Origin of the sequence: Streptomyces physcomitrii (assembly GCF_012273655.1) — a bacterium.
In the GTDB taxonomy this organism is placed as follows: Bacteria; Actinomycetota; Actinomycetes; order Streptomycetales; family Streptomycetaceae; genus Streptomyces; species Streptomyces physcomitrii.
The window spans coordinates 109,314-134,099 of record NZ_JAAWWP010000007.1 but is presented as its reverse complement, the minus strand read 5'-3'; the positions used below and the strand labels follow the sequence as shown (position 1 = coordinate 134,099).

The window sequence follows — 24,786 nt, the reverse complement described above, 5'->3', positions numbered from 1 at the left end:
GCTCAGTCGGCGAGCGGCAGATACACCCGGTTCCCCGTCTCGGCGAACTCCCTCGCCTTCTGCTCCATCCCGGCCTGGATCTCGCTCGCGCTGCTGCCGTGCTCGCGCCGGATGTCGTGGGAGATCTTCATCGAGCAGAACTTCGGCCCGCACATCGAGCAGAAGTGCGCCGTCTTCGCGGGCTCGGCGGGCAGCGTCTCGTCGTGGAACTCGCGGGCCGTGTCCGGGTCGAGTGCCAGGTTGAACTGGTCCTCCCAGCGGAACTCGAACCGCGCGTCGGACAGGGCGTCGTCCCATTCCTGGGCGCCGGGGTGGCCCTTGGCGAGGTCCGCGGCGTGGGCGGCGATCTTGTAGGTGATGACGCCGGTCTTCACATCGTCCCGGTTGGGCAGGCCCAGGTGTTCCTTGGGGGTGACGTAGCAGAGCATGGCCGTGCCCCACCAGCCGATCATCGCGGCGCCGATGCCGGAGGTGATGTGGTCGTAGGCCGGGGCGACATCGGTGGTCAGCGGGCCGAGGGTGTAGAAGGGGGCCTCCTCGCAGATCTCCTGCTGGAGGTCGATGTTCTCCTTGATCTTGTGCATCGGGACATGGCCCGGGCCCTCGATCATGGTCTGCACCTCGTGCCGCCGGGCGATGCGGTTCAGCTCGCCGAGGGTGTGCAGCTCGGCGAACTGCGCCTCGTCGTTGGCGTCCGCGATGGAGCCGGGGCGCAGCCCGTCGCCGAGGGAGTACGTGACGTCGTAGGCGGCGAGGATCTCGCAGAGCTCCTCGAAGTGCGTGTAGAGGAAGCTCTCCTGGTGGTGCGCCAGGCACCAGGCGGCCATGATCGAGCCGCCGCGGGAGACGATGCCGGTCTTGCGGTTCGCGGTCAGCGGGACGTGGGCCAGGCGTACGCCCGCGTGGACCGTCATGTAGTCCACGCCCTGCTCGGCCTGTTCGAGGACGGTGTCCTTGTAGATCTCCCAGGTCAGCTCCTCGGCGCGGCCGTCCACCTTCTCCAGCGCCTGGTAGAGCGGCACCGTGCCGATGGGCACGGGGGAGTTGCGCAGCACCCACTCGCGGGTGGTGTGGATATTGCGGCCGGTGGACAGGTCCATGACCGTGTCGGCGCCCCAGCGGGTCGCCCAGGTCATCTTCTCGACCTCCTCCTCGATGGAGGAAGTGACCGCCGAATTGCCGATGTTGGCGTTGACCTTCACCAGGAACCGCTTGCCGATGATCATCGGCTCGATCTCGGGATGGTTGATGTTGGCGGGCAACACCGCCCGCCCGGCGGCGAGTTCGGCCCGCACCACCTCCGGGGCCACGTTCTCCCGCAGCGCGATGTACTCCATCTCCGGGGTGATCTCCCCGCGCCGCGCGTACGCGAGCTGGGTCACCGGGGCGCCGGTGCGGCTGCGGCGCGGGTTCCGGCTGCCGCCCGGGAAGAGGGCGTCGAGGTTGCGCAGGCCCGCGGCGTGCGGCTTGAGCCCGTCGTCCTCGGGGCGCACCGGGCGGCCCCGGTACTCCTCGGTGTCCCCGCGCTCGGCGATCCAGGCCGCCCGCAGCGGCGGCAGCCCGCGCCGCACGTCGGTCTCCGCGGCGGGGTCGGTGTACGGGCCGGAGGTGTCGTACAGCGTGACGGCGGATCCGTTGGTGAGGTGCACCTGACGGACCGGTACGCGCAGATCGGGGCGGGAGCCCTCGACGTACGCCTTGTGCCAGCCCGCGGTGGTGGTGCCGCCCCCGGTGTTCTGGGCAGGCGTGTGTGCATCCTGAACGGTCATCAGACCTACTCCCTACGCCGGCATTACCCGGTAACAGGTTCGGCGGTCGACGCAGCCAAGTCCCCTCCGGCTTCCGGCACGTGTCCGACGTGCCTGCCGGGTACGGAGGTTCAGCGCCCTCTCAGCCCGGTGCTCCGAGCTCCCGCGTTGTGCAAAGTGCCTCCACGCTAACGCCCCCGCGGGCGTGCTGAACAGTGCGCCCCCGGCTTCTTGCGATGATCGGCGGGTGACGACGACGCAGCAGCCCCCGAATCCGCCCTCCGGACCGCCGCCCGGGCGGGGTCCGGGCGGGCCCGGCGACGACGCGGACGGCCCGGGCGGCCACGGCGGCCCCCCGCACGCGCACGGCCACAGCCACGGCCACGGGCCCGCCGCCCCGGTCTCGCGCCATCTGCGCCGGGTGATCGCCGCGGTGCTGATCCCCTTCACCGCCGCGGTCGCCGTCGGCCTGCTCGTGCTGTGGCCGGGGAGTACCCCCGACCACAAGCGCACCGGCGTCGGCTTCGACCGGCAGACGCAGTCCGCCGAGGTCACCCGCCTGGAGAAGGTCGACTGCTCCTCGGTGAACCCCTCCGCGGACACCCCGAACGGCGACACCTCCACCGCCGAGGGCGCCTCGGCCCAGCAGCAGGCGAAGGGCCGTTGCGGCAAGGCGACCGTCAAGGTCACCAGCGGCAAGGACAGCGGGCGCACCTTCACCGAGATCGTGCAGCCGGACTCGCCGCGGCAGTTGCACGAAGGGCAGAAGGTCGTCGTCGCCTACGCCCCGGACGCGCCCCGTGAACTCCAGTACTCCGTCACGGATGTCGACCGCGAGCCGCCGATGTGGGTGCTCGCGGCGCTCTTCGCGCTCGCGGTGGTCGTGGTGGGGCGGCTGCGCGGGGTGATGGCGCTGATCGCGCTCGCGGTCAGCTTCGCGGTGCTCACCCTGTTCATCCTCCCGGCGATCCTGCAGGGCTCGAATCCCCTGCTGGTGGCGGTGGTCGGGGCGAGCGCGATCATGCTGGTGGCGCTCTATCTGTGCCACGGGCTGACCGCGCGGACCTCGGTGGCGGTGCTCGGCACCCTGGTCTCGCTGCTGCTGATCGGGCTGCTCGGCTCGCTGTTCATCGGCTGGGCCGCGCTGACCGGCAACACCGACGACAACACCGGCCTGATCCACGGCCTCTACCCGGACCTCGACATGAGCGGCCTGCTGCTCGCGGGGGTCATCATCGGCTCGCTCGGCGTCCTCGACGACGTCACCGTCACCCAGACCTCGGCGGTCTGGGAACTGCACCAGGCGGACCCGGAGATGGGCCGCCGGAAGCTGTACCGCGCCGGCATCCGGATCGGCCGCGACCACATCGCCTCCGTGGTCAACACCCTCGTCCTCGCCTACGCCGGTGCCGCGCTGCCGCTGCTGCTGCTCTTCTCGATCGCGCAGTCGAGCGTGGGCACGGTGGCCACCAGCGAGCTGGTCGCCGAGGAGATCGTGCGCACCCTCATCGGCTCGATCGGGCTGGTCGCCTCGGTGCCGGTGACCACGGCGCTGGCCGCCCTGGTGGTCTCGGCCGACCGTCCCGGCGGTCCGGGCTCCCCCGCGGCGGGCGGCGCGGCACCCGGCGGCAGCAGCGCCCCGGGGCGCGCGGCGGTACTCGGGGGGCGCGGGCGGCGCCGCAAGCGCTGAGGCGGCCGCCCGGGGAGCCCGGGCGGCACAGGGGCAAAAGCGTTACGGCAAGGCGGTGAGCGGGGCGGGGGTCCGGCTCAGCCCGCGCTCTGCTCCTCGGTGAGGATGCGGTCCAGCGCCTCGTCGAGGTGGGACTCGAAGTCGGCGAGCGCCCGCTCCTGACCGAGCGGCACCAGCTTGTCCGTACGGTCCAGGAAGGCGACCAGGGGGGCGACGCCCGCCCGGAACACCGCCTGGTCGCTGCCGACCTGAAGCTTGATCAGGACCTCGTTGAGCAGCTCGGGATCCGCGGGTGCGATCCGCACGTCCCCGTCGCCGCACGGGCCGCCCACTCCGTCGATCAGCAGTTCCCTGCCGAAGGCCCAGGTGACGGGGGCGTCACCGGGCAAGTGGAAGGTCAGCCGTACGGCATAGGGGTCGGCGGTCTCGTACCGGAGCTCCACCGGGATGCGGAAGGAGAGCTCCTCCGAGACGAGGAAGCTCATCATGACCTCTGCCTGTACCGACTCGCGCATGCCTACCCCGTCGCCTCGTGTGCCGTCGTGTGCGATCGCCGGACCGGCGCGGAACTCCGGCTCGGCCGATGTCCCCACTCTGTCCGACTGAAGAGAATCTTGCTCTACGTATCCAACGAATCACAAGGAGTGAGTTTTCAGATGCTGATAGAGAACGAGAGCGAGCCCACCACGCGGCCGATCTCGGTACCCAGCCGGAAGGAGACCGCGGCCAGGCGTCGTGCCTGGTGAGCGGGGAGGGAGAGGGCGACAGCGGCCGCCGTCGCCCCGGCCGTGATGGGGATCGCGGCGCAAACCGTCCCCACCGCATATTCTTGACGTTCCGTCACCGGTTGCATGCGCGGCACTCTTTCGAGTCGCGCGAGCAGCGTCCGCTCGTCACGGACCGTGTACGGGGTGAGGGCCTGGACGGGGTAGCGGTCCAGGTGGTCCCGGCGGGCGTCCGGATCCAGCTGCGAGAGCAGGCACTGCCCGAGCGCGTGGGCGTGCGCGGTCGCCCGGAAGTCGGCCCACTCCTCGACCGCCCGATACCCGGGCCGCTCCGCGACCGAGACCACCTCGATCTCGCCCTGCCGGTAGACCGCGAAGTACAGCGGTACGCCGAGGAGTTCGCAGCAGTCGTCGAGTGTCTTGCCGATCCTGGCGCGACGACTCTGCGCCGCGGCCCCGCTGCCGAGCCGCTCGGCGGCCGAGCCGAGCACGAACACGCCCTGCTCGCGCCGGAGATAGCCCTCGTGCACCAGGGTCCGCAGCAGGTGGTACGCGGTGGGCAGGGCGAGGCCCGCCTCCCGGGCGAGCTGCTTGGCCGGGGCCCCGCCGGTGTGCCGGGCGGCGGTTTCGAGCAGCCGCATGGCCCGCTGGACGGAGCCGATGAGGGTGGGGGCGCCGGGCTGGGCCGCGGGCGCCGGAAGGGTACGGGCGGTGGGCTGGGCGAGCGGGGTCCCGGCGGGGCTGGAGTCGGTCCTCGTCAAAGGTCACTCCCGAAGCGCGTGGGGGCTCCGGCCGTGCCGGAGAGGGGAACACGGGAGGGGCTCGGCCGACCAGGGGCTCCGCCCTCATGGGGTCTTGGACTTTAACGTCCAGCCGGCGGCCCGCGATCCCCTGCGGCGAAACTTCCCCCTGCCGAGGGAATGCCTGATATGGGTCACCGCCGGGCCCCCGGACCGCCCACGGGCGCGCTCCGCCCCGGGGCTGCCTCGATCCCCTGCCCGCGCCCGGCGCCCGCGGGTTCCCCAACTCCCCTTCCGCCAGGCCCGACTGGCCGGAAGCCGCTACCAGCCGCCGCCGCGCGAACCCGAGCGGGAGACCTTGCGCACCACGTAGATCAGCGCGCTGACCAGGGCCACGAACAGCAGCACCTTGAACAGCAGTCCGAACAGGAAGGACAGCACCCCGCCGATCAGGCCGCCGAAGACGAGGAGCGCGATGAGCGGCACCGCGACCCACTTCACCCACCACGGCAGTCCCGTGAAGAATCCTCGCTCAGCCATGGCCCTCGCCCTTCTCGAGGCCGCTCCCGCGCGCACCTCGGATCATTTTCGTGTCTCCGATGCTAGGACGCGCCGGACGGCCGCGGGGCTCCCCGGCCCCTTGCCTCTCCCTGAACCGCCCCCTAGGGGTGCCGGGGCCCGATCGCCGGGCAGCCCTGAGGCGCGTTCCGCTCCGGCGCCGGGCCCGCCCCTCCTCGGCCGGGCCACCCCGCCTCGCAGGGCAGGCCCTCCTCGTCGTTCCAGCCCGGAGGGCTCAGGCCTCCGGTGGCGAGAAGACCACCATCACCCGCAGGTCCTCGCTGATGTGGTGGAACTTGTGCGGCACCCCGGCCGGTACGTAGACGACGCTGCCGCGGGCGACCTGGGTGGTCTCGGTGCCGACGGTGAGCGCGGCCCGGCCGCTGACCACGAAGTAGACCTCGTCCTGCCGGTGCGGGCGCTGCGGGTCGCTCTGCCCCGCGTCGAGGGCGTAGAGGCCGACCGACATGTTCCGCTCGCGCAGGAACTGCAGATAGGCGCCGTCGTTCGCGGCCCGCTCCACCTCTAGCTCTTCCAGCCGGAAAGCCTTCATCGCCGCCCTGTGCCCCTTGCCCTGTGGTGTCCGCTGCTGCCCGCGCCGAACCGGTGGCGCGGGGCCGGCCTGCTCGGATGGCGGTCGGCCCGATCGTCTTCCGGCCGTGTCTGCCACGATCAGACACATGAAGAATTTCGTAGTCAAGACGCTGGCCAACGCGGCAGCCCTGCTCGTCGCGGTCGCGGTCCTCGGCGACATCACCCTCACCGGGCACAGCACCGGCAGCAAGGTGCTCACGCTGATCGTGGTCGCGCTCCTCTTCGGCCTGGTGAACTTCCTCGTCAAGCCGGTGGTGCAGGTCCTGACCTTCCCGCTGTTCATCCTCACGCTCGGGCTGATCACCCTCGTCGTCAACGCCCTGATGCTGCTGCTGACCTCCTGGATCGCCGGGAAGCTCGACGTCAGCTTCCATGTGGAGGGCTTCTGGACCGCGGTCCTCGGCGGCCTGATCATCTCGGTCGTCTCCTGGGCCCTGCACGTCGTACTGCCCGACGAGGACTGAACGCCCGTGCCCTACCGCGTCTGCTTCGTCTGCACCGGCAACATCTGCCGCTCCCCGATGGCCGAGATCGTCTTCCGCGCCCGCCTGGCCGACGAGGGGCTGGACACCCTCGTCGAGACCGACAGCGCCGGCACCGGCGGCTGGCACGAGGGCGACGGCGCCGACCCGCGCACGGTCGAGGTCCTCCGGGCCGCCGGATATCCGGGCGCTCACCTCGCCCGGCAGTTCCGGGCCGAGTGGTTCTCCCGGCTCGACCTGGTGCTCGCCCTCGACCGCGGCCACCTGCGGGAGCTGCGCGCCCTCGCCCCGGACCCGTCGGACGCCGCGAAGGTCCGCCTGCTGCGCTCCTACGACCCCGCCGCGGGCGCCGACCTGGACGTGGCGGACCCTTATTACGGCGGCATCGAGGACTTCGAGGAGTGCCTCGACTCGGTGGAGCGGGCGGTCGACGGGCTGCTGGAAGCGGTACGCACAGAGGTGAAGGAGCGGTCGTGAGCGAGGAGCGGACGGAGTCGGCGGGGCCGGTGGAGCAGGCGGTTCCGGTGGAGCAGGCGGGGGAGACCCGGGGCGAGGGCACCCGGGCGGTGCGGGCCGGGCTGCCCGCCCCCGTGAAGCACGAGCCGACCCTGCCGGGTCCCGTCTTCGCCGCCCACTACCACCTGCCGGGCGAGCCCACCGGCGCGTACACCTACGGCCGCGACGAGAACCCGACCTGGACCCATCTGGAGCGGGCCCTCGGCGAGTTGGAGGCCCCCGGCGAGGACGGGATCGAGGCCCTGGTCTTCGCCTCCGGCATGGCCGCGATCTCCGCCGTGCTCTTCTCCCAGCTGCGCGCGGGCGACGCGGTCGTCCTGCCCGACGACGGCTACCAGGCGCTGCCGCTGGTACGGGAGCAGCTCACCTCCTTCGGCATCGAGGTACGGACCGCGCCCACCGGCGGCGACGGCCAGCTGGAGGTGCTCGACGGGGCCCGGCTGCTGTGGATCGAGTCGCCGTCCAACCCCGGCCTCGACGTCTGCGACATCCGGCGGCTGACGGAAGCCGCCCACGCGGGCGGCGCCCTGGTCGCCGTGGACAACACCCTGGCCACCCCGCTCGGGCAGCGCCCCCTCGCGCTCGGCGCCGACTTCGCGGTGGCCAGCGGGACCAAGCAGCTCACCGGGCACGGTGACGTACTGCTCGGCTATGTCGTCTGCCGGGACGCCGCGCTGGCCGCCTCGGTGCGGCGCTGGCGCAAGATCGTCGGGGCGGTGCAGGGACCGATGGAGTCCTGGCTCGCACACCGTTCGCTGGCCACGGTCGAGCTGCGCGCAGAGCGGCAGAACGCCAACGCGCTCGCCCTCGCCGAGGCGCTGCGGGACCGGCCCGAGATCAGCGCGCTGCGCTACCCCGGGCTGCCCGGGGACCCCTCGTATCCCGTCGCCGCCCGGCAGATGCGGCGCTTCGGCTGTGTGGTCTCCTTCACGCTGCCCTCGAAGGCGTACGCCGAGCGCTTCCTCACCTCGCTGCACCTGGTGGAGGAGGCGACCAGCTTCGGCGGGGTCCGCTCCACCGCCGAGCGGCGCGGCCGGTGGGGCGGGGACGCCGTACCCGAGGGCTTCGTGCGCTTCTCGGCGGGCGCGGAGAACACCGATGACCTTGTCGGCGACGTGCTGCGCGCCCTGGACACCGCGCGGGAGACGGCGGCGTGAGCGGCACCGGAGACCGCGCCGGGGCACTCCTGTCCGGGCGGAACCGAGAGGTTTCACCGGCGGGTACCGGGGCCACATTTCTCCCATGACCGTCCGACCCGTGGTCAAGCGCACCGCCCGTGCCGTCCTGCTCGACGGCGCCGACCTCGTCCTGATCAAGCGCACCAAACCCGGGGTCGATCCGTACTGGGTCACCCCGGGCGGGGGAGTCGAGCCCGAGGACGCCACCGTCGTCGATGCCCTCCACCGCGAGGTGCACGAGGAACTCGGCGCCAAGATCTCCCATGTGGTGCCCTGTTTCGTGGACACGGTGGAGCACATCGGCCCGGACGCCGCCACGACCGGGGTGAAGGTCCAGCACTTCTTCGTCTGCCGCCTGGAGTCCATGGACCTCTCGCAGCGGCACGGACCCGAGGTCGAGGAGCCCTGCGGGGAGTACGAGATCGTGCGGGTGCCCTTCACCCGCGTCGGCATCGCCACGGTGCACCTGGTGCCGCTCTCGCTGCGGCACTACCTGGACGGCAATGTGGAGGGCGTCCACGCGCTGCACGCCGGGGACTTGGGCTAGAGGCCTTTCCTTCGGATCAGGCCGGGCTCGCGCCGGACTCGCGGGGGGCCGCTCGGATACGCCGAGGCTAGTAGGCGCGGTTACTCCCGCTGTCAGACGACTCGGACCGCTCGGCGGCGGCACGGTGTTTCACGTGAAACTTCGCCGTCCCGCACGCCGGGCCTTCCTCGTCCTGCATGTCTCCGCCTCGGTCAGCTGGCTGGGCCTGTCGCTGGGGCTGCTCGCGCTGGCGATCACCGCGACGACCACCCCGGAGGCGGCCGAGGCCTCGTACCGCTCGATGAAGATGTTCGCGGACTGGCTGCTGATCCCGGTGGCCTTCCTCACACTGGCGAGCGGGCTGGTGCTCTCCCTCGGTACGTCCTGGGGGCTGCTGCGGCACCGGTGGGTCTCGGTCAAGTTCTGGCTGACACTGATCACCACAGGTCTGACGATCTTCTCTTTGCGGCCGGGCATCAACACAGCCGCGGCAGAGGCGATTGCGGGCGAAACCCTCTCGGATGCGGGCACTATGCTCGTGCCGCCCTCGGTCTCTCTCGCCACGTATCTGTTCATGACAGCGCTGTCTCTGCTCAAGCCCTGGGGCCTGACCCGCCGTGGCCGAAAGCAGAGGTCGCGGGCGAGCAAAAAGGTGGACGCCGGGGCGGTACGTCAGACAGCCTGACCTGCGTGTCGACACCTCAGCTCTCCCTTCTGCCCATTCGCCGGCTCACCCGGCGCGATCTCTACGCCTGTGCCGATCTCTCGGAGTCCCGGGGGTGGGCGCGCGAGGAGCACAAATGGGGGCTCCTGCTCACCGCGGGGGCCGGTTACGGGATCGACGACCCGGAGGGCGAGGGGCTGATCGGCGCCTGCACCCTCACCTGGTTCGGCCCCGGCGAGAAGCCGGAACTGGCCGCGATCGGCATGGTCCTGGTCGCCGAGCGGCACGAGCGCCGCGGGCTCGGACGGCGGCTGATGGAGCACGCCCTCGCCGCGGCGGGCACGCCCGCCCTCACCCTGCACGCCACCCCGCTCGGCCGGCCCCTGTACGAACGGCTGGGCTTCACCGCCACCGGCGAGGTGGAGACGGTGAAGGGCCGCTACCGGGAGGCCGCCCCGGTCCCCGAGCGCGCCACCCGCCCGGCCACCGCCGAGGATCTGCCGGCGATCCTGCGGCTGGACGCCGAGGTCTTCGGCCTGGACCGGACCCATCTGCTGACCCGCCTTCCGGCCTTCGCCGACCAGTTCCGGGTGGCCGAATCGGGCGGCCGGCTGACCGGCTTCGCCGCGGCCTGGCCCAATACGCACCATGACGTCATCGGCCCGCTGGTCGCCGAGGACACCGCCACCGCCCAGGCACTGATCGCCGCGCTCGCCGCCGGGACCGCGCGCGAACTCCGTACCGACATCGACGTACGCCACGAGGAACTCCTCGACTGGGCGAAGACCCAGGGCCTGGCCGGGGCCTTCCACCAGACCGTGATGGTGTGCGGCGCCCCGCAGCTGCCCGGCGACTGGCGGCGCCGCTTCGCTCCGCTGACCGTCGCCGCGGCCTGACGGGTCGGCGGCAGGCAGGCGTGGGCTCAGGCGCGGACGGACTCCGTCGGCCGGTCCGGCGCGGAGCGGGCGACGGTACGGCCCGCTGCGGGTGAGCGGCGCTCCAGGGCGGCCGCGAGGACGGCGAGCAGCAGGGCGGATCCGGCGAGGAGGGCGCCCACCCAGTTCGGCGCGGTGTAGCCGAGGCCTCCGGCGATGACGAGTCCGCCGAGCCAGGCGGCAAGGGCGTTGCCCAGGTTGAAGGCGCCGATGTTCATGGCCGAGGCGAGGGTGGGGGCACCGGCCGCCTGGTCGAGCACCCGCTTCTGCAGCGGGGGCACGGTGGCGAAGCCGAGGGCGCCGATCAGCGCGAGGCTGACGGCCGCGGTGACCTTGTGGTGCGCGGTGACCGTGAACAGGGCGAGGACCACGGTGAGGCCGCCGAGCGAGACGTAGAGCATCCGCATCAGGGCCCGGTCGGCGAACCGGCCGCCGAGGAGGTTGCCCGCGACCATGCCGAGGCCGAGCAGGATCAGCAGCCAGGTCACCGAGGAGTCGGCGTAGCCCGCGGTCTCGCGCATCATCGGGGCGATATAGGTGATCGCCGCGAAGACACCGCCGAAGCCGAGCACGGTCATCGCCAGGGCGAGCAGGACCTGCACATTGCGGAAGACGGCGATCTCATGGCGCAGCCGCACCCCTTCGGGCCGGGCGGTCTCGGGGACCAGGGCGGCCACCCCGGCGAGACCGAGCACGCCGAGTCCGGCGACCAGGCCGAAGGTGACCCGCCAGCCCGCGTGCTGCCCGACCAGGGTGCCGAGCGGGACGCCGAGCACATTGGCGACGGTCAGCCCGGTGAACATCAGCGCGATGGCTCCGGCCCGCTTCTCGGGTGCGACGAGTTCGGCGGCCACCACGGCACCGATGCCGAAGAAGGCGCCGTGGGCGAGCGAGGCGACGATGCGGCCCGCGAGCATCAGCTCGAAGCTCGGGGCGAGCGCGGAGAGGGTGTTCCCGGCGATGAACAGCCCCATCAGGAGCATCAGCATCCGCTTACGGGAGATCTTGGTGCCCAGGGCGGTCATCAGCGGGGCGCCGATCACCACCCCGAGGGCGTAGCCGGTGACCAGGAGCCCGGCCGAGGGGATGGAGACGCCGAAGTCCTCCGCGACCTCGGGCAGCAGGCCCATGATCACGAACTCCGTGGTGCCGATACCGAAAGCCCCGACCGCCAGGGCGAGGAGCGCGAGGGGCATGAGCCACCTTCCAGAGAGCGGGCGCGCGGCAGACCCAAAAATAATCCGCGCAAGCTTGTATGACGCGTACGACGGTAGTTGCATACGCGGTTTAATTGCAAGCGCGGGCTATTGCAGCGCTGCCGTATCCTGGGTCACAGCCGTCCGGCGCCGGCAGACCGGAGCCAGCAGAGGAGGTCCCCCGAAGATGGCCGCCACCGACCCCGCGCTGACCGCACTCGCCCAGGGCTGGTGCGCCCTGTCGCTGCTGCACGGCAGGATCGAGGCCCACATCGAGAAGGCCCTCCAGTCCCGGCACGGGCTCAGCGTCCGCGAATACTCCCTGCTCAACTCGCTCAGCAGGCAGCACAACGGCGAGGGCGGCCATCTGCAGATGAAGCAGGTCGCCGACGCCGTGGTGCTCAGCCAGAGCGCCACCACCCGCCTGGTCACCCGGCTCGAAGACCGCGGGCTGCTCAGCCGCTATCTGTGTCCGACCGACCGCCGCGGCATCTATACGGACGTCACCGAGGAGGGCAACCGGCTGCTCACCGAGGCCCGGCCCACCAATGACGGCGCACTGCGCGAAGCCCTCGACGAGGCGGCCAGGGACCCGCAGCTCGCCCCGCTGGTCCGGGCCGTCGAGACCGCCGGGGTGCCGCTGGCCTCCACCCCCGTCGGGGGCGCGTCCTCCCCCGCCTAGGCTGCGGTTCATGGACATCGAGATCAGACCGGCAACCGAGAACGACCTTCAGGCGATCGTGAACATGCTCGCCGATGACGCCCTGGGCGCCCAGCGCGAGTCGCCGGACGACCTCACCCCGTACCGGACCGCCTTCGCGCGCTGCGCCGCCGATCCGCACCAGCATCTGGTGGTCGCCGTCCAGGGCGAGCAGGTCGTCGGCACCCTTCAGCTCACGATCATCCCGGGGCTCTCCCGCAAGGGAGCGGCCCGCTCGCTCATCGAAGGGGTCCGTATCCACGCCGATGTCCGTGGCAGCGGCCTCGGCGGCCGGCTCATCGCCTGGGCGGTGGACACCTCCCGCGACGAGGGCTGCCAGTTGGTCCAGCTCACCTCGGACGCCACCCGCACCGAGGCCCACCGCTTCTACGAACGACTCGGCTTCACGGCCTCGCATGTGGGGTTCAAGAAGCAGCTCTGAGCAGGCTCAGGCGGGGCGCGTCAGGCCCGGGCGCTGTTTCACGTGAAACGGCGCCCGGGCCTGGGTGTTGAGGGCCTGGGGAGCGGGAAGTCCGGTTGCCCTCAGGCGAGTTCGTTCCGTTTCACGCGGATCCTCATGGTTTCACGTGAAACAGTCGGTCACGCACGGCAGTTGGCGACTCGGATGTGGCGGACCGCTCACTCCGGCACGGGCCTCCAGCCCTGCGGGTCGACGCCTCCCGGGACCGGCGCCCCCTGCTCGTAGGGCTCGCGTGTGAAGACGAAGGAGCCGAGGTCGAGATGGCTCACCGAACCGTCCGCGCGGCGCACCGCCTGGAGCAACTCGCCCGCGTAGTACCCCTCCAGCCCCGTCCAGGTGCCGTCGCCGTTGCTCCGGAAATGCGAGCGCCGACCGCCACCGGCCAGAGGGCCCAGCGACAGCCCGCCCTCGCGGGTGATCCGGAGCGCCATCACCTGCGTGCCCCAGTACCAGGGCCCGGCGAGCGCCAGCACGGAGTCCGCCGCCTGCGCCAGGGGACGCCAGGGCTCGGGAATCCGCGGCTCCGCCTCGGCGACGATCCGTACCAGGTCGGCGGCGACCGTCGAACAGAGCGGCCCCGAGGTGCAGTTGCTGAGCACGATCGCGCCGAGATCGTCCTCGGCACTGAACATCAGAGAGGCGAGAAACCCCGGCAGCGAACCCGAGTGCCCCGCGAGCAGCCGCCCGGAGTGCGACTGCAGCTGCATCCCGAGCCCGTACGAGGTCCCGGTCCTCACCTCCGCCGCCTCCGGGGGCGCGGCGGGCGTCCGCATCTCGCGCACCGACTCGGCGCTGAGCACCCGCTCGTCCCCGCGCGCGAGGAAGGAGGCGAACCGCGCCAGATCCTCCGCCGTCGACCAGAGCTGACCCGCGGGCGCCATCCTTCCCAGGTCCTCGCTCGGCTCCGGGAGCAGCACATCCGCCCAGGGATGCACCGCCCAGCCCTCCATGTACGGCGCCTGCGGAGACCCCGAGGTGCGCTCCAGCCCCAGCGGTACGAGCACCTCCCGCCGCAGCACCTCCTCCCAGGGCGCACCGCGGACCTCCTCCACGAGCGCGCCGAGGAGGGTGAACCCGGGGTTCGAGTAGTGGTGACGGCGGCCCACGGGGTGACGCAGCGGTTCCTCCCCCAGGACGTCGGCCAGCTCCGGGCGCAGCGAGCCGGGGGTGCGCTCCCACCACGGTGCCGGGGACTCGGCCGCGAGCCCGCCGGTGTGCGCGAGCAGTTCGGCGACGGTCGCCTCGCCCACTCCGGTGCCGGGCAGATGCTTCTCCAGGGGGTCGGTGAGGTCGAGCAATCCCTCGTCCCGCAACCGCATCACCAGCACCGCGGTGAAGGTCTTGGTGATCGACCCGATGCGGTACTGGACGTCGGTGCCCGGCTGCCGGCCCCCGGGACCGGAACGGGCCCCGCTCCACACCAGTTCGCCCCCGCGCACCACTGCGGCGACCAGCGACGGCGCCCTCCCCTCGACCTGCGCCACGGCCACGCGGTGGAGCAGGGCCCGGCGGGTGGCGGGGAGCAACTCGTCCTGCGCGGGCGGCTCTTGGTGAGGGGCGGTCTCTTGCCGGGAGGGCTGCTCCTGGTGCGCGGGCGGCTCTGGCTGCGATGTCGTCGTCATGGGGTCAGTTCACTCTCGTATGCCCCACAGGTCGAGCTGATTTCCGCCGTGCCGCGTCCGCTTCGCTTGCGTGGTGTGCACTTGGGTCGGGTCGACTCCACTGTGCCTGCGAGGTGGCCAGTTGGGTCGGGTCCGGTGCACTTCGCTAGCGCTGTGGTGGAGTTGCCGGCAGTAGGCGGGGGGGGTGGTGCCGAGCGGTGGGGTCTGGGTGTGGGTGCCGGGGCGGGGGCTGCGGAAGCGGGGTCCACCGGGGGCGGGGTGAGGCCTCGCGGTGCCTCGGATAGCGTCGGGCGGTCGCACCTCATGCGGAGATGGCTGGGCGGAACGGAATTCGGGGTCCGTCCGGCAGAGCCCGTCCGCTCTCGCCCCCGGGAGCGCAAGGCGAGTTGACGAAGGCAAGGGAGAACAGGGACATGACCATCGAGCGCACCGGTCCACCACTCCAGGGCGGCGAACGCGAGACCCTGCGCGCCTATCTCGACTTCCACCGCGCCACCCTCGCCATGAAGTGCGAGGGCCTCACCGAGGAACAGCTGCGCCGCCAGTCGATGCCGCCGTCCACGCTGTCCCTCCTCGGCCTCGTACGGCATATGGCCGAGGTCGAACGCACCTGGTTCCGCCGGGTCATCGACGCCGAGGACATCGAGCTCGTCTGGTCCCCCACCGGCGACTACCAGGTCGCCTACGACGCCCGCGAGGCCAGTGCCGCCGAGGCCTTCGAAGCCTGGGAGACCGAGGTCGCCCACGCCCGGCGCATCGAGGAGTCCGCCGCCTCCCTCGACGTCACGGGCTACCAGAAGCGCTGGGGCGAGCATGTCTCCCTCCGCCTCGTCATGCTGCACCTCATCCACGAGTACGCGCGGCACAACGGCCACGCCGACTTCCTACGCGAGGCCATCGACGGCAGCGTGGGCGCCTGAACCATCCCGGGCCTGGAGGGGCGCGGTCGGAAGCGATCGGAGGCGATCGGCGCGAACTCGCCGTCTCACGGATGACGTTGGCTGCCGGGAGATGCGGGGGCGGTGGGCACCGGGGCCGTGTGCCGTGTGCCGTGTGCCGTGTGCCGTGTGCCGTGTGCCGTGTGCCGTGTGCCGTGTGCCGTGTGCCGCTGGATGATGGCACGGCGTCGGGCATGCGTCGGTGACCCGCCGTTTCTCGTCGCCGAGGGGTCTGCTGCTCGCTGCTCATGGCCGACTGCTCCGCTCGCCGCCGCCGACCAAGGTCGATGCGCCGTAGACCATCGGCTGACGACCACGGCCAACCAGCCTCCCGAGACTGAGGAACCGGTCGCGCGGTTGCCGAGGCGCGGCGGCAGGATCCACGGGCGGACGGAGGCGCACGATGCGAGGCAGGAAGATCAGCCGAGGGCAGTTCCTGACGGGGGCGGCGGCGGTCGGGATCGCGGGCACGGCAGGAGGAATCCTGACGGGCCGCGGCACCCACCGCGCCGAGGCCACGGAGCCGGGCCAGGCGGCGCGACGCGGCCACCGCGGCCTCACCTACCGAGGCGTCGGCTACGAGGTCGCGGACGGCGAGACCCCGCACACCGGCTGGAACGCGGCCCGGATGCGCAAGGACCTGCGGGTGATCCGGAGGGATCTGGGCGCCAACTCCGTCTCGGTCTTCGGCGACGGGGTCGACCGGCTGAAAGCCACCTCCACACAGGCGGCCGAGGAAGGCCTCCACGTCTGGCTGCAGCCCCGGCTCGCGGACCGCCCGCACAAGGAGATCCTGGAACACCTGGCGGAGACCGGAAGGCACGCCGAACGACTGCGTAAGCAGGGCGCTGCCGTACACCTCAGCGTGGGCTGCGAGTTCGTCCTCTTCGTCCCCGGCATCGTGCCCGGCGCCAACGCCCTCGAACGCATCGAGAACCTCACCCAGGGCAACTTCGACCCCGTCATGATGCGGAAGCGGCTACGCGCCTTCATAGCCAAGTCCGCGAAAACGGCCCGTTCCGTCTTCGGCGGCAGGATCACCTACGGTGCGGCCGAGGGCGACGAGGTCGATTGGAGCCTCTTCGACCTGGTCAGCGTCAACTACTACGCCTACTTCCCGCATCGCGCCGACCACGTCCGCGAACTGCGCACATACCAGCGGTGGGGCAAGCCGGTCGTGGTCTCCGAGTTCGGCACCTGCACCTACCGCGGTGCGCCGGAGAAGGGCGGCATGGGCTGGGACGCCGTCGACTACGAGAAGGAGCCACCGGAGATCATCAGCGGCCTGGTCCGCAGCGAACGCACCCAGGCCGCCTACCTCGCCGACCTGCTCGACATCTTCGAGTCGATGAACCTGTACGCCGCCCTCGCCTACCAGTTCGTCACCCCGGACGCCCCACACCGCACCGAGCGGCGCTACGACCTGGACATGGCCAGCTACAGCCTGGTCAAGCCCCTGTGGCAGAGCAAGGACGAGCCGGGGCGGGAGTGGCACTGGGAACCCAAGGAGTCGTTCCGGGCTGTGGCGGGGCACTTCGGGAGGGCTTGAGGGTGGGGCGGTGGGGGTGAGGCTGGAGGTGGGGTGGGGCGGTGGGGGTAAGGCTGGAGGTGGGGTGAGGCAGTGAGGGTGGACCACTGGGGGAGGGGCCCCGGCCCCCGCCCCCCCCCCCCCCCCCCCCCCCCCCCCCCCCCCCCCCCCCCCCCCCCCCCCCCCCCCCCCCCCCCCCCCCCCCCCCCCCCCCCCCCCCCCCCCCCCCCGCCCCCCAAGCCGCGCGATTCAGCCCCGTACCCCCCGCAGCGCCATCCCCACAGCCGCCTCCGTGATCGCCGCCGGATCCTCGGCGACCCCGAGCTCGATGCGGCGTACGGCCGCGTCCACGACCCCCTGCAACAGCATGGCCGCCAGCCGCGGCTGGCTGTGCCCCATCGCGCCCAGGGCCTCGCCGATCATGGTCACGAGTCCGCCGTGGGCCGCTCGGATCTTCTCCCTGGCGCCTTCGTCGAGTTCACTGGCGGAGATGGCGACGACGGCCCGGTGCCGCCGGTCGCCGACCAGGGCCAGCTGACGTCGCACATAGGCCTCGACCTTGCCCTCGGGGGTGGTCGCCTGCTGCATGGCGCTCTCGACCTCGGCGGCCCACACGGGAAAATCGACCGCGCACAGCTCTTCGACCACGGCCGCCCGGGACCGGAAGTATTCGTAGACGGAGGAACGGGCCAGTCCGGTGCGCTCGGCAAGGGCGGGGAACGTCAGCGCGTCGGTACCGCCCTCGGACAGCAGGGAGCGGGCGGCGTCCAGCAGGGCGTCGCGCTGCATGGTCCGGTGCTCGGCCACGGAGGCCGCTCGAATCCTTGGCACCCGTCCACCTTACGGATCGGGGCTGCTCTTCGGGAGACCACGACCGGGCAAACAGCACATCCCCGTGCCTCGGCAGAGCATCCGAACAGAGCGAATCCGGAAGCAGTCGACTGCCTTCCCCCACTCACGGACCGCCTGTCCGACTGACCAGAACCCTAATGAATCCGGCACTTCAGCATCCAACGGCCCGGCACCCGCAGCCTGGCAGACCGGCAACCGACACCTGGACCCGATCAGCGCCCGAAGCTCGCCAACTTGGCGCGCAACTGGAGTACCGACTTGCTGTGGATCTGGCTCACCCGGCTCTCCGTGACGCCGAGGACGGTGCCGATGTCGGCGAGGGTGAGGCCCTCGTAGTAGTAGAGGGTGACCACGGTCTTCTCGCGTTCGGGGAGCGTGTTGATGGCGCGCGCGAGCAGTTGGCGCAGTTCGCGGTCCTCGGCGACTTCGACGGGGTTGTCGGCGGTCGTGTCCTCCAAGGTGTCCATCAGGCTGAGCCGCCCACCGCCTTCGGCGCCGACATTGAGGAGTTCCTCGAGTGCGACGACGTTCGCGAGCGAGAGCTGGCTGAACACGGAGTGGAGTTCGTCGAGGGTGACGTCCATCTCCTCGGCGACTTCGCTCTCGGAGGGGGTGCGCCGGAGCTGGGCTTCGAGGGTGGCGTAGGCGCGTTCGACGTTGCGCGCCTTCTGCCGTACGGATCGGGGGATCCAGTCGAGAGCGCGGAGTTCGTCGATCATGGCTCCGCGGATCCGGGTGATCGCGTACGTCTCGAACTTGATGGACCGGTCCAGGTCGAACTTCTCGATGGCGTCGATGAGACCGAAGACCCCGGAGGAGACGAAGTCGGCCTGTTCGACATTGGACGGCAGCCCCACACTGACCCGTCCGGCGACGTACTTGACCAGCGGCGAGTAGTGCAGGATCAGCTGTTCGCGCAGCCGTCCGTCACCCGTAGCCTTGTATGTCCGCCACAGTTCGTCGAGCGTGGCGGGGCCCGGGGGCTGCACGCCGGAGCGGGCAGCGGGTGGGGCTGCCGCCCGTTCGGAGCCGGAGGTGTGCTGGGGCATTCCTCGCCTTGTGCCGTTCTGCCGTGAACTCGCTGATGTGGGTGCTGGGGGTGTCTGCACAGTCCTGCGTGGTGTCCGCGGTATTCGGTGCGTGCGCGCCGGGCGCCATGGGCGCCGTGCGGGACTGTGCAGACACCCCCTAGGTGCCGCCGGTCGGATGGCGTCTTGCCTGATTGTCGTGCCGAATGGTCGTGAGCGTAGCGTGACTGGGAGGTTGCTTTGTGCGAGGTGGGAGCAGCTCGGGGTACGCAGATACGTTCCTCTGTGGGCCCTCCGGAGCGACGCCGGTCACCATGGGTGATCATCAGGGTGGATCAACTGCCCGGATTTCCAAGGGAGTCGGTGTTCATCCGGATGGCGGATCACACTCCGTCATGGGCAGTTCGCCGCCCCGGAGGGCTCCGACTCCGCTCGGCGTGTCAACTGCCCGCGACGTCGGCACTGTTCGGGCGGCACCGATGACGTCCGCTGACGGCGCCTCCCACTCGTGGAGGTGCGCACGTACGAGGCCTTGATCCACTCGGTGGTTGCCCTCTTCGCCCTGCCCCCACCAATACGTCGACCCCGGCGCCCAATCGGGCCCAACTCGTACGTCTACCCGGCCGGATCGGCTATGCCGGTGCCCGAAGTCACCGTCTCGCTCCCCGGCAGAGTGGGGGCGAGATGGCCGGTGCGCGTCGGACCGGTCAACTGCCATCCGTCGGCGGTCCGTTCGGCGAAGCCGAGCGAGCGGAGTTCGTAAAGCCGGGTGGTGGCCTCGTCGTTGGTGGTGGCCGCGCCGTGGGCGATGTGCTCGACGGTGGCGGTTCCGCGGCCGGGCAGGGCCGCGAGTACCCGGGCTGTCTGCGGGGCGAGCAGATCGCGGGGGACGACGGGCCCCCGGCGCTCCGGTGCCAGTTCGCCGATGCCGCCGACGAGTTCGATGATCTCCGCGGCGTCGGTGACCAGGGTGGCCTCGCCGCGCAGGAGTTCGTGCACTCCGGCGCTGAGGGCACTGGTGACCGGGCCGGGCACTCCTATGGTCGCGCGGCCCAGGCGCTGTGCGCTGCGGGCGGTCGCCAGAGCGCCGCTGCGGTGGGCCGCTTCGACGACGACGGTGCCCCGGGTGAGGGCGGCGATGACTCTGTTGCGCAGGATGAAGCGGCTGGCGGTGGGATGGTCACCGGGTGGGAGTTCGCTGAGGAGGAGTCCTTGCTCGGCGATGCGGCTGAGGAGTTCGGCGTGGCCGCGGGGGTAGGCCTGGTCGACGCCGCCGGCGAGGACGGCGGCGGTGGCGCCCCGTGCGGCGAGGGCTCCGCGGTGGGCGGCGCCGTCGATGCCGTAGGCGCCGCCGGAGACGACGACCCAGCCGCGTTCGGTGAGCCCGCTCGCCAGTCCGGCGGCGAGGTGGGCGCCGTATTCGGTGCAGGCCCGGGCACCGACGAGGGCGACGGATTTCAGGGCCCACAGCCGTAGGAAGGGGCTGCCGCGGACCCAGAGCGCGAGGGGGCGGGTGTCGCCGAGATCGTCGAGCTGGGCGGGCCATTCGCTGTCGCCGGGGCAGACCAGCCGGGCCCCGGCCCGGTGGGCGGCGGCGAGGTCCTGGCGCGGGTTCGCGTGGACGGCGCGTCTGCAGAGCCCTTCCCAGCGGGTCCCGGTGACTCCGGGGAGGGGGTGGGCGCGTCTGCTGAGGCGTTCGGCGACCTCGCAGGGGCCGAAGCGGCGGATCCACCGGCCGCCGGTCTCGTCGCCCGGTTCGATGACGCGGGTGAGCAGGGCGCGGGCCTCGCGCTCCGGCTCGGGGGTGGTCATGCGTCCGCTCCGATCGCCATGGGGACGCCCTGCGGAATGCCGGTGCGCAGGTGGAGGGCGAGGGCCACGTCCTGCTCGGTCGGCCGGTCGTGTCCGGCGAGGTCGGCCACGGTCCAGGCGACGCGCAGGACGCGGTCGAGTCCGCGGGCGGTGAGAGTGCCGCTCTCCAGTTGGGCCTCGGCTCGGTGCATGGCGCCGGTGGCGGGTGGCCAGTGGGTGCGCATCTCATGGCCCGGTACGTCGCTGTTGGTGCGCCAGGGAGTGTGGGCGAGCCGGGCGGCGGCGCGTTCGCGGGCGGCCAGGACGCGGGCGGCGACGGTGGCGCTGGTCTCGCCGCGGGTGCCGGTGCCCACGAGTTCGGCGCGGGTGACGGGCCGTACCTCGACTCTGAGGTCGACGCGGTCGAGGAGGGGCCCGGACAGGCGTGCCTGGTAGCGGCGTACCGCGGCGGCCGGGCATTCGCAGGCGGAGTGGGGTCCGCTGCTGCGGCGGCCGCAGGGGCAGGGGTTGGCGGCGAGCATCATCAGGAATTTGGCGGGGAGGCGGACGACTCCGGCGGCCCGGGCGATGACCACATGGCCGGATTCGAGGGGCTGGCGCAGGGCGTCGAGGGCGTGTCCGCTGAATTCGGGTGCCTCATCGTCTTTTCCGACCACTCCAGCTTCATTCAGGTAGTTGGCCTGCGGGTTTGCGTCACGGACATGTCCGTGACGGGGCTGTGGCCGCGTCCACGCATACCGGCGCGCCGGTGGGACGGGGACCACACCCCGCCCCACCGACACGTCTGAGTCAGCCCTCGTGCCCAGGCTCGGGGGCGATCTCCGGGCCCTGCCGAAGCAGCTCGACGACCTCACCCCCGAGACCGGACGGGGCGGAGCGGTCCTTCGAGTTCGCCACGGCCCGGATCCAAGAGGTGATCCGGGCCTTGATCGTGCGGGCCGCGGTCTTGGCACCACGGATCGCCGCGTGGGTCACGCCGATGGCGCCCACGGTCACGATCGTCGCGCCCGCCGCGACGGCCGAGCTGGTCCCGGCCTCCATGAGCGACACGACACCGGCGGTGGTGACGAGCACGCTCCCGGCGATGTAGGCGGGAGGGATCCGGGTGGTTCCACCCGCATCGAAGAGTTTCACGTTGAAGCCTTTCGCGTTCACCTGTTGCGTATTGCACGACCGCACGGTCACCCGGGGCACATGCAGTCACCGGGCGGTCACAGGAAATTTAGAGGGGCTCGCGGGGCGGAAATCAAGCGCGTCCGCCACACGTGAACGCTGGTCAAGATTGGGCAAAGACTGTAGCGCCCTCCATGAATCTCCGGTAGGGCGCTGCAGGGTTCTGCATCTTCAGTTTTCAGCCTGACCGCTGGGACTTTCCCTTGCCCCGGGTGACCAGCGTTCAGGCTTTGAGACAGGCATCGCGAATCTCTTTGACTCCAACGCAGAGAGACCCTCTTTACGCGTTGGCCAAGAGTCTAAGACCAACGAGATATTGCACGCAAGCAATGTCTCGAATGTCCGCTCTGGCAGCCATCTGACCAGGCACGACGCCTGCGGGCTGAGCGCCCAGTATGCGCGTTCTTCAGTGCCCATCCGAGGCGCAGCCAGAAGTACGCGTGATACGCACTCACCGCCTGACCGCCAAGCCTCTGACCTGCACGTTTCCCTCACTGTCCTCTGGCCGGTGAGCTTGGCTCGGCCGCAGCTTCTCTTGAGTTCTGATTGCGTGAGGCAGAGTGAGCCAGCAGTTGGGTCTCTAAGTCGGCAAGCCTGCGATCAGCGAACCGGCTGTTTGAACGGGCCCCTCGAGCCGCTCCTAGAGCTTGTGATGCTCCTGGGTGAGCTGATGAAGCCGATGCTTGAAAGTGGTGTCCTCGCTGGTCGGAGCCTGGACAGCCTCGCCAGGCACCATCTGGTTGAGATCCGGAGCCGGCCCATCAGCTCGCCAACCCGCTGACGTTGGCTGTAGACCTCCTTCTGCATTCGACCCAGCTCTTCCTCAGCATTCAATGCGCGCTCGCGCCAGCTCGCTTCGACTTGATCGTGCTTCTGCCTGCTTTCGCGGTTGTGTCGGCTCTGGCTGTCGGCAACAGCGGGCTTCACGAGTGCGCGAGCATCGGCGTTGTCGCAGAGAAACGTTGCGGAGACTGCAGCCCGCTCGGCGATCGCCCTGACTGCCAGACGTCCACGCTCGCGTCACAGCTGCCCAATGGTTGTCTCGACCTGCGTAAGCTTCTGCGTGGTCTGACGTTGCCGAGCGGCGATCGCTGCCGCGGTGGAGTCGGGTCTCATGACGGCCCCCCTCCAGTCTCATGCAAGGCAAGTTCCCGGGCCCGGAACGCCGTGCTCCAGACCAGTCCGAAGTAGTCCTGTGGCCGGCTTAGGTCGAGGGCCAGAGCCTGGTCAGGCAAGCCCAGTGCTTCCATGGCTTCTCCAGTCCATCGATGGCGCGAGCGGTGGGTTCGCAGCCTTCGTGGAGGTAGCCGGCAGTATTGCTGTCGGGGGCTCGCTCAGCGAACCTTCGCCACTGTTCCCGCTTGCGGTGCCAATAGACAAGTTCGACGCCTGACAGAACGAACTTGCCGCAGTCGTGGCAGTTGAGGTTCCAGGGGCAGGCATCTCCATCGACGACGGGCTGGCAAGTGCAGAATCCGCCCTCAGCGGGGGTGGACCTGCGGGATGTGTCGATGGCTAGGGCCAGGGCTTGCTCGCGGGTCGTCGGCTCGCGGCCGGAGAGAAGGATGCCGGGTTCGGTTGTCCCGGGTCCGCCTACCCACACCGCTTGCAGGGCGTCTTCGAAGCCCGGGTCAGTCTTGGCAAGGTGGGTGTAGTGGGGCTGATCCTCGAGAACCTGACCGAGCTGTTTGAGATCACCGACCATCGCGGCTCCGGGCAGATCGTGACCTTCTTCGCGGCCTCATGGGATGGAGACGAGAGCGACCTCCTTCTCGCGGAGGGCGTCAAGCTCCAGTTCTTCGCCCCCGACTACCTCCACATCCTCACGATCCCGCCGTTCATCCGGAACGGGATCTATCGCCATCTGGCCGCCATGCCCTCCTGATCACCCTGTCCTTACAGGCAGGCAGCGTTCCGCGTACTGCACAGGACGATCAGTTGAGGGAAAACGCCGCCTCAGGCTATGTGAACGCAGAGAATTGCCCTCAGCCGTGGACTCTGGGTGCCGGCGTTCGGGGCGACGAGCAGACGTAGACACTGCAGGGGGTGCTGAATGAGGCATGACGACGCCTACCACTGGCCGCCGGAGCTGCTGGAACTCATGATCGAAACCGTGCCTCGCCTCATTCGGAGCAAGGAAGGCGTGATCACCTTCCTCCGAGGAGCAGGCGTCAGCGAGCAGTTGCTGGCACCGCACCAGGCACTGCTGGCGAGCGAGCCAGCCAAGGTCAATAAGTTCAAGATTGTTCGATCGGTGCTCGGGCATCTCAACGAGCAGGGTGACACCGCACTTGGGGTTCGCCGGGCTCTCCTGAAGCGCGTGACGGAGTTCGAGAACTTCTCATCCTGTTGGCCCGAAGACCAGCTGAAGGCGGAAGGCCTGGTAGCGCAAATCCGCAGGGTGGTGAACACCAAAGACTCCTTCACGAGGATGCAGCACGAGCGCGACACAGAGCGCCAGGACCGGTTGGCGACACAGCAAGCCGCACGAAATAAGGCCGCGGCCCGGCGCGAACGGTTCAGCGACCTAAGGAATCGGCTCGCTGCCCTCTTCAAGGAGGAAGACCCGTACGCCCGAGGTGCCGGACTCGAAGTACTCCTGAACGACCTGTTCAAGACCGACGGGGTTTCGATCCGAGACGCGTTCGCGATCAGGGACGAGGAGGGCGTGACCCATGAGCAGATCGACGGCGTGATCGAGATCGACGGCAAGCAATACATCGTGGAAGTGAAGTGGTGGGGCAAGCCCGTAGACATCGAACCGATGAGCCGCCAGCTTGTTCGCATCATGAGTCGAGCTGAGGCACGTGGCCTGTTCATCTCAGCTTCAGGTTTCACGAAGCCAGCAGTAGCGGCCTGTAGGGACTTCTTGACCCATCGCGTCGTGATGCTGGGTGAACTCCGGGAAGTCGCCCTCCTGCTCGAGCGGGAAGAGGAAATCGCCAACTGGGTTCGGGAGAAGGCCCGGCAAGCAACCATCGAGCGGCTCCCTTTGGCGCTTTTGGGAACTGACTTCTGAACCGGAAGTCACGGAGACCGTCACGCTCGCTGCCGTCGCGTGAGACACGTCCGTTAGCCAAAGCTGGCTGCTGCGATTATC

24 protein-coding genes and 1 pseudogene are annotated in these 24,786 nt (G+C 70.5%); 13 read left to right on the top strand and 12 right to left on the bottom strand.

Annotated features, from left to right (window positions below; genetic code table 11):
- Nucleotides 1-2 precede the first annotated feature (2 nt).
- Entirely contained in the window at nucleotides 3-1,769 is a 1,767-nt protein-coding gene (thiC, locus tag HFV08_RS13825) for a phosphomethylpyrimidine synthase ThiC (RefSeq protein ID WP_168539304.1), read from the bottom strand.
- Between the two features lie 226 nt (nucleotides 1,770-1,995).
- On the opposite strand from thiC, the gene HFV08_RS13820 reads away from it, so the two are divergent.
- Nucleotides 1,996-3,438 carry a YibE/F family protein gene (locus HFV08_RS13820; RefSeq protein ID WP_168539303.1) on the top strand — a complete coding sequence of 481 codons (1,443 nt, stop codon included), beginning with the start codon at nucleotides 1,996-1,998 and terminating at the stop codon, nucleotides 3,436-3,438.
- 77 nt (nucleotides 3,439-3,515) lie between these two features.
- Here the strand turns inward: HFV08_RS13820 and HFV08_RS13815 are convergent, their stop codons facing one another.
- From HFV08_RS13815 to HFV08_RS13800, 4 genes are all read right to left on the bottom strand, one after another.
- Nucleotides 3,516-3,953, bottom strand: a complete 438-nt coding sequence (locus tag HFV08_RS13815; RefSeq protein WP_040251369.1) for an SsgA family sporulation/cell division regulator — start codon at nucleotides 3,951-3,953, stop codon at nucleotides 3,516-3,518.
- A gap of 137 nt (nucleotides 3,954-4,090) precedes the next feature.
- A complete protein-coding gene (locus HFV08_RS13810) occupies nucleotides 4,091-4,924 on the bottom strand; it encodes an IclR family transcriptional regulator (RefSeq protein WP_246341722.1) in 834 nt (277 codons plus the stop codon).
- Nucleotides 4,925-5,224: 300 nt separating this feature from the next.
- Nucleotides 5,225-5,443, bottom strand: coding sequence for a DUF5326 family protein (locus tag HFV08_RS13805; RefSeq protein WP_040251365.1), 219 nt, complete (start codon nucleotides 5,441-5,443; stop codon nucleotides 5,225-5,227).
- 253 nt (nucleotides 5,444-5,696) lie between these two features.
- Entirely contained in the window at nucleotides 5,697-6,014 is a 318-nt protein-coding gene (locus tag HFV08_RS13800) for a cupin domain-containing protein (RefSeq protein WP_040251363.1), read from the bottom strand.
- Nucleotides 6,015-6,141: 127 nt separating this feature from the next.
- Between HFV08_RS13800 and HFV08_RS13795 the strand changes: the two genes are divergently transcribed.
- The 6 genes from HFV08_RS13795 to HFV08_RS13770 all read left to right on the top strand — a co-directional run bounded on the left by HFV08_RS13795 (nucleotide 6,142) and on the right by HFV08_RS13770 (nucleotide 10,317).
- Nucleotides 6,142-6,519, top strand: a complete 378-nt coding sequence (locus tag HFV08_RS13795) for a phage holin family protein (protein ID WP_168539302.1) — start codon at nucleotides 6,142-6,144, stop codon at nucleotides 6,517-6,519.
- Between the two features lie 6 nt (nucleotides 6,520-6,525).
- Nucleotides 6,526-7,014, top strand: a complete 489-nt coding sequence (locus tag HFV08_RS13790) for a low molecular weight protein-tyrosine-phosphatase (RefSeq protein WP_168539301.1) — start codon at nucleotides 6,526-6,528, stop codon at nucleotides 7,012-7,014.
- Nucleotides 7,015-7,061: 47 nt separating this feature from the next.
- Nucleotides 7,062-8,210 carry a cystathionine gamma-lyase gene (locus HFV08_RS13785; protein ID WP_376770632.1) on the top strand — a complete coding sequence of 383 codons (1,149 nt, stop codon included), beginning with the start codon at nucleotides 7,062-7,064 and terminating at the stop codon, nucleotides 8,208-8,210.
- 85 nt (nucleotides 8,211-8,295) lie between these two features.
- Nucleotides 8,296-8,778 carry an NUDIX domain-containing protein gene (locus HFV08_RS13780; protein WP_168539299.1) on the top strand — a complete coding sequence of 161 codons (483 nt, stop codon included), beginning with the start codon at nucleotides 8,296-8,298 and terminating at the stop codon, nucleotides 8,776-8,778.
- Between the two features lie 133 nt (nucleotides 8,779-8,911).
- Entirely contained in the window at nucleotides 8,912-9,442 is a 531-nt protein-coding gene (locus tag HFV08_RS13775) for a DUF2269 domain-containing protein (protein ID WP_168539297.1), read from the top strand.
- 5 nt (nucleotides 9,443-9,447) lie between these two features.
- A complete protein-coding gene (locus HFV08_RS13770) occupies nucleotides 9,448-10,317 on the top strand; it encodes a GNAT family N-acetyltransferase (protein WP_168539295.1) in 870 nt (289 codons plus the stop codon).
- Nucleotides 10,318-10,343: 26 nt separating this feature from the next.
- Here the strand turns inward: HFV08_RS13770 and HFV08_RS13765 are convergent, their stop codons facing one another.
- The gene (locus tag HFV08_RS13765) at nucleotides 10,344-11,552 is read right to left on the bottom strand and encodes an MFS transporter (RefSeq protein WP_168539293.1); all 1,209 of its coding nucleotides are present in this window, start codon (nucleotides 11,550-11,552) and stop codon (nucleotides 10,344-10,346) included.
- 187 nt (nucleotides 11,553-11,739) lie between these two features.
- On the opposite strand from HFV08_RS13765, the gene HFV08_RS13760 reads away from it, so the two are divergent.
- Both HFV08_RS13760 and HFV08_RS13755 read left to right on the top strand, forming a co-directional pair.
- Nucleotides 11,740-12,234: a MarR family winged helix-turn-helix transcriptional regulator gene (locus HFV08_RS13760; protein WP_168539291.1), complete on the top strand. Its 495-nt coding sequence runs from the start codon at nucleotides 11,740-11,742 to the stop codon at nucleotides 12,232-12,234.
- Nucleotides 12,235-12,244: 10 nt separating this feature from the next.
- Entirely contained in the window at nucleotides 12,245-12,694 is a 450-nt protein-coding gene (locus tag HFV08_RS13755; RefSeq protein ID WP_168539289.1) for a GNAT family N-acetyltransferase, read from the top strand.
- Nucleotides 12,695-12,891: 197 nt separating this feature from the next.
- Here HFV08_RS13755 and HFV08_RS13750 read toward each other — a convergent pair whose 3' ends face one another.
- A complete protein-coding gene (locus tag HFV08_RS13750; protein WP_168539287.1) occupies nucleotides 12,892-14,355 on the bottom strand; it encodes a serine hydrolase domain-containing protein in 1,464 nt (487 codons plus the stop codon).
- Between the two features lie 413 nt (nucleotides 14,356-14,768).
- On the opposite strand from HFV08_RS13750, the gene HFV08_RS13745 reads away from it, so the two are divergent.
- Nucleotides 14,769-15,275, top strand: coding sequence for a DinB family protein (locus tag HFV08_RS13745; protein WP_168539285.1), 507 nt, complete (start codon nucleotides 14,769-14,771; stop codon nucleotides 15,273-15,275).
- A gap of 421 nt (nucleotides 15,276-15,696) precedes the next feature.
- On the top strand, nucleotides 15,697-16,842 hold the full coding sequence (locus HFV08_RS13740; protein ID WP_168539283.1) for a glycoside hydrolase family 113 protein: 1,146 nt from the start codon (nucleotides 15,697-15,699) through the stop codon (nucleotides 16,840-16,842).
- Nucleotides 16,843-17,070: 228 nt separating this feature from the next.
- On the opposite strand, the gene HFV08_RS13730 is transcribed toward HFV08_RS13740, so the two are convergent.
- The 5 genes and pseudogenes from HFV08_RS13730 to HFV08_RS31150 form a co-directional block, all read right to left on the bottom strand.
- Nucleotides 17,071-17,628 (bottom strand): TetR/AcrR family transcriptional regulator, encoded by a 558-nt coding sequence (locus HFV08_RS13730; RefSeq protein ID WP_168539281.1) that lies wholly within the window; start codon nucleotides 17,626-17,628, stop codon nucleotides 17,071-17,073.
- Nucleotides 17,629-17,885: 257 nt separating this feature from the next.
- On the bottom strand, nucleotides 17,886-18,722 hold the full coding sequence (gene whiG / locus HFV08_RS13725; protein WP_168539279.1) for an RNA polymerase sigma factor WhiG: 837 nt from the start codon (nucleotides 18,720-18,722) through the stop codon (nucleotides 17,886-17,888).
- 594 nt (nucleotides 18,723-19,316) lie between these two features.
- Nucleotides 19,317-20,513, bottom strand: a complete 1,197-nt coding sequence (dprA, locus tag HFV08_RS13720; RefSeq protein ID WP_168539277.1) for a DNA-processing protein DprA — start codon at nucleotides 20,511-20,513, stop codon at nucleotides 19,317-19,319.
- Nucleotides 20,510-21,154 (bottom strand): annotated as a pseudogene (locus HFV08_RS13715) (ATP-binding protein); the annotation flags it as partial. The pseudogene HFV08_RS13715 and the gene dprA, both read right to left, overlap by 4 nt.
- Before the next feature lie 148 nt (nucleotides 21,155-21,302).
- Nucleotides 21,303-21,647, bottom strand: a complete 345-nt coding sequence (locus HFV08_RS31150) for a hypothetical protein (protein ID WP_210430259.1) — start codon at nucleotides 21,645-21,647, stop codon at nucleotides 21,303-21,305.
- 1,645 nt (nucleotides 21,648-23,292) lie between these two features.
- Between HFV08_RS31150 and HFV08_RS13710 the strand changes: the two genes are divergently transcribed.
- Both HFV08_RS13710 and HFV08_RS13705 read left to right on the top strand, forming a co-directional pair.
- A complete protein-coding gene (locus HFV08_RS13710; protein WP_246341721.1) occupies nucleotides 23,293-23,571 on the top strand; it encodes a hypothetical protein in 279 nt (92 codons plus the stop codon).
- A gap of 168 nt (nucleotides 23,572-23,739) precedes the next feature.
- Nucleotides 23,740-24,705, top strand: a complete 966-nt coding sequence (locus HFV08_RS13705) for a restriction endonuclease (RefSeq protein WP_168539270.1) — start codon at nucleotides 23,740-23,742, stop codon at nucleotides 24,703-24,705.
- Nucleotides 24,706-24,786: the final 81 nt, after the last annotated feature.

Excerpts from the sequence above, each read along its gene's own strand:
- HFV08_RS13780 (WP_168539299.1), top strand. The coding sequence starts at position 8,296 with ATGACCGTCCGACCCGTGGTCAAGCGCACCGCCCGTGCCGTCCTGCTC.
- HFV08_RS13815 (WP_040251369.1), bottom strand. The coding sequence starts at position 3,953 with ATGCGCGAGTCGGTACAGGCAGAGGTCATGATGAGCTTCCTCGTCTCG.
- HFV08_RS13705 (WP_168539270.1), top strand. The coding sequence starts at position 23,740 with ATGAGGCATGACGACGCCTACCACTGGCCGCCGGAGCTGCTGGAACTC.
- HFV08_RS13795 (WP_168539302.1), top strand. The coding sequence starts at position 6,142 with ATGAAGAATTTCGTAGTCAAGACGCTGGCCAACGCGGCAGCCCTGCTC.
- HFV08_RS13760 (WP_168539291.1), top strand. The coding sequence starts at position 11,740 with ATGGCCGCCACCGACCCCGCGCTGACCGCACTCGCCCAGGGCTGGTGC.
- HFV08_RS13800 (WP_040251363.1), bottom strand. The coding sequence starts at position 6,014 with ATGAAGGCTTTCCGGCTGGAAGAGCTAGAGGTGGAGCGGGCCGCGAAC.
- HFV08_RS13750 (WP_168539287.1), bottom strand. The coding sequence starts at position 14,355 with ATGACGACGACATCGCAGCCAGAGCCGCCCGCGCACCAGGAGCAGCCC.
- HFV08_RS13740 (WP_168539283.1), top strand. The coding sequence starts at position 15,697 with ATGCGAGGCAGGAAGATCAGCCGAGGGCAGTTCCTGACGGGGGCGGCG.
- HFV08_RS13755 (WP_168539289.1), top strand. The coding sequence starts at position 12,245 with ATGGACATCGAGATCAGACCGGCAACCGAGAACGACCTTCAGGCGATC.
- dprA (WP_168539277.1), bottom strand. The coding sequence starts at position 20,513 with ATGACCACCCCCGAGCCGGAGCGCGAGGCCCGCGCCCTGCTCACCCGC.
- HFV08_RS13805 (WP_040251365.1), bottom strand. The coding sequence starts at position 5,443 with ATGGCTGAGCGAGGATTCTTCACGGGACTGCCGTGGTGGGTGAAGTGG.
- HFV08_RS13745 (WP_168539285.1), top strand. The coding sequence starts at position 14,769 with ATGACCATCGAGCGCACCGGTCCACCACTCCAGGGCGGCGAACGCGAG.
- HFV08_RS13765 (WP_168539293.1), bottom strand. The coding sequence starts at position 11,552 with ATGCCCCTCGCGCTCCTCGCCCTGGCGGTCGGGGCTTTCGGTATCGGC.
- thiC (WP_168539304.1), bottom strand. The coding sequence starts at position 1,769 with ATGACCGTTCAGGATGCACACACGCCTGCCCAGAACACCGGGGGCGGC.
- whiG (WP_168539279.1), bottom strand. The coding sequence starts at position 18,722 with ATGCCCCAGCACACCTCCGGCTCCGAACGGGCGGCAGCCCCACCCGCT.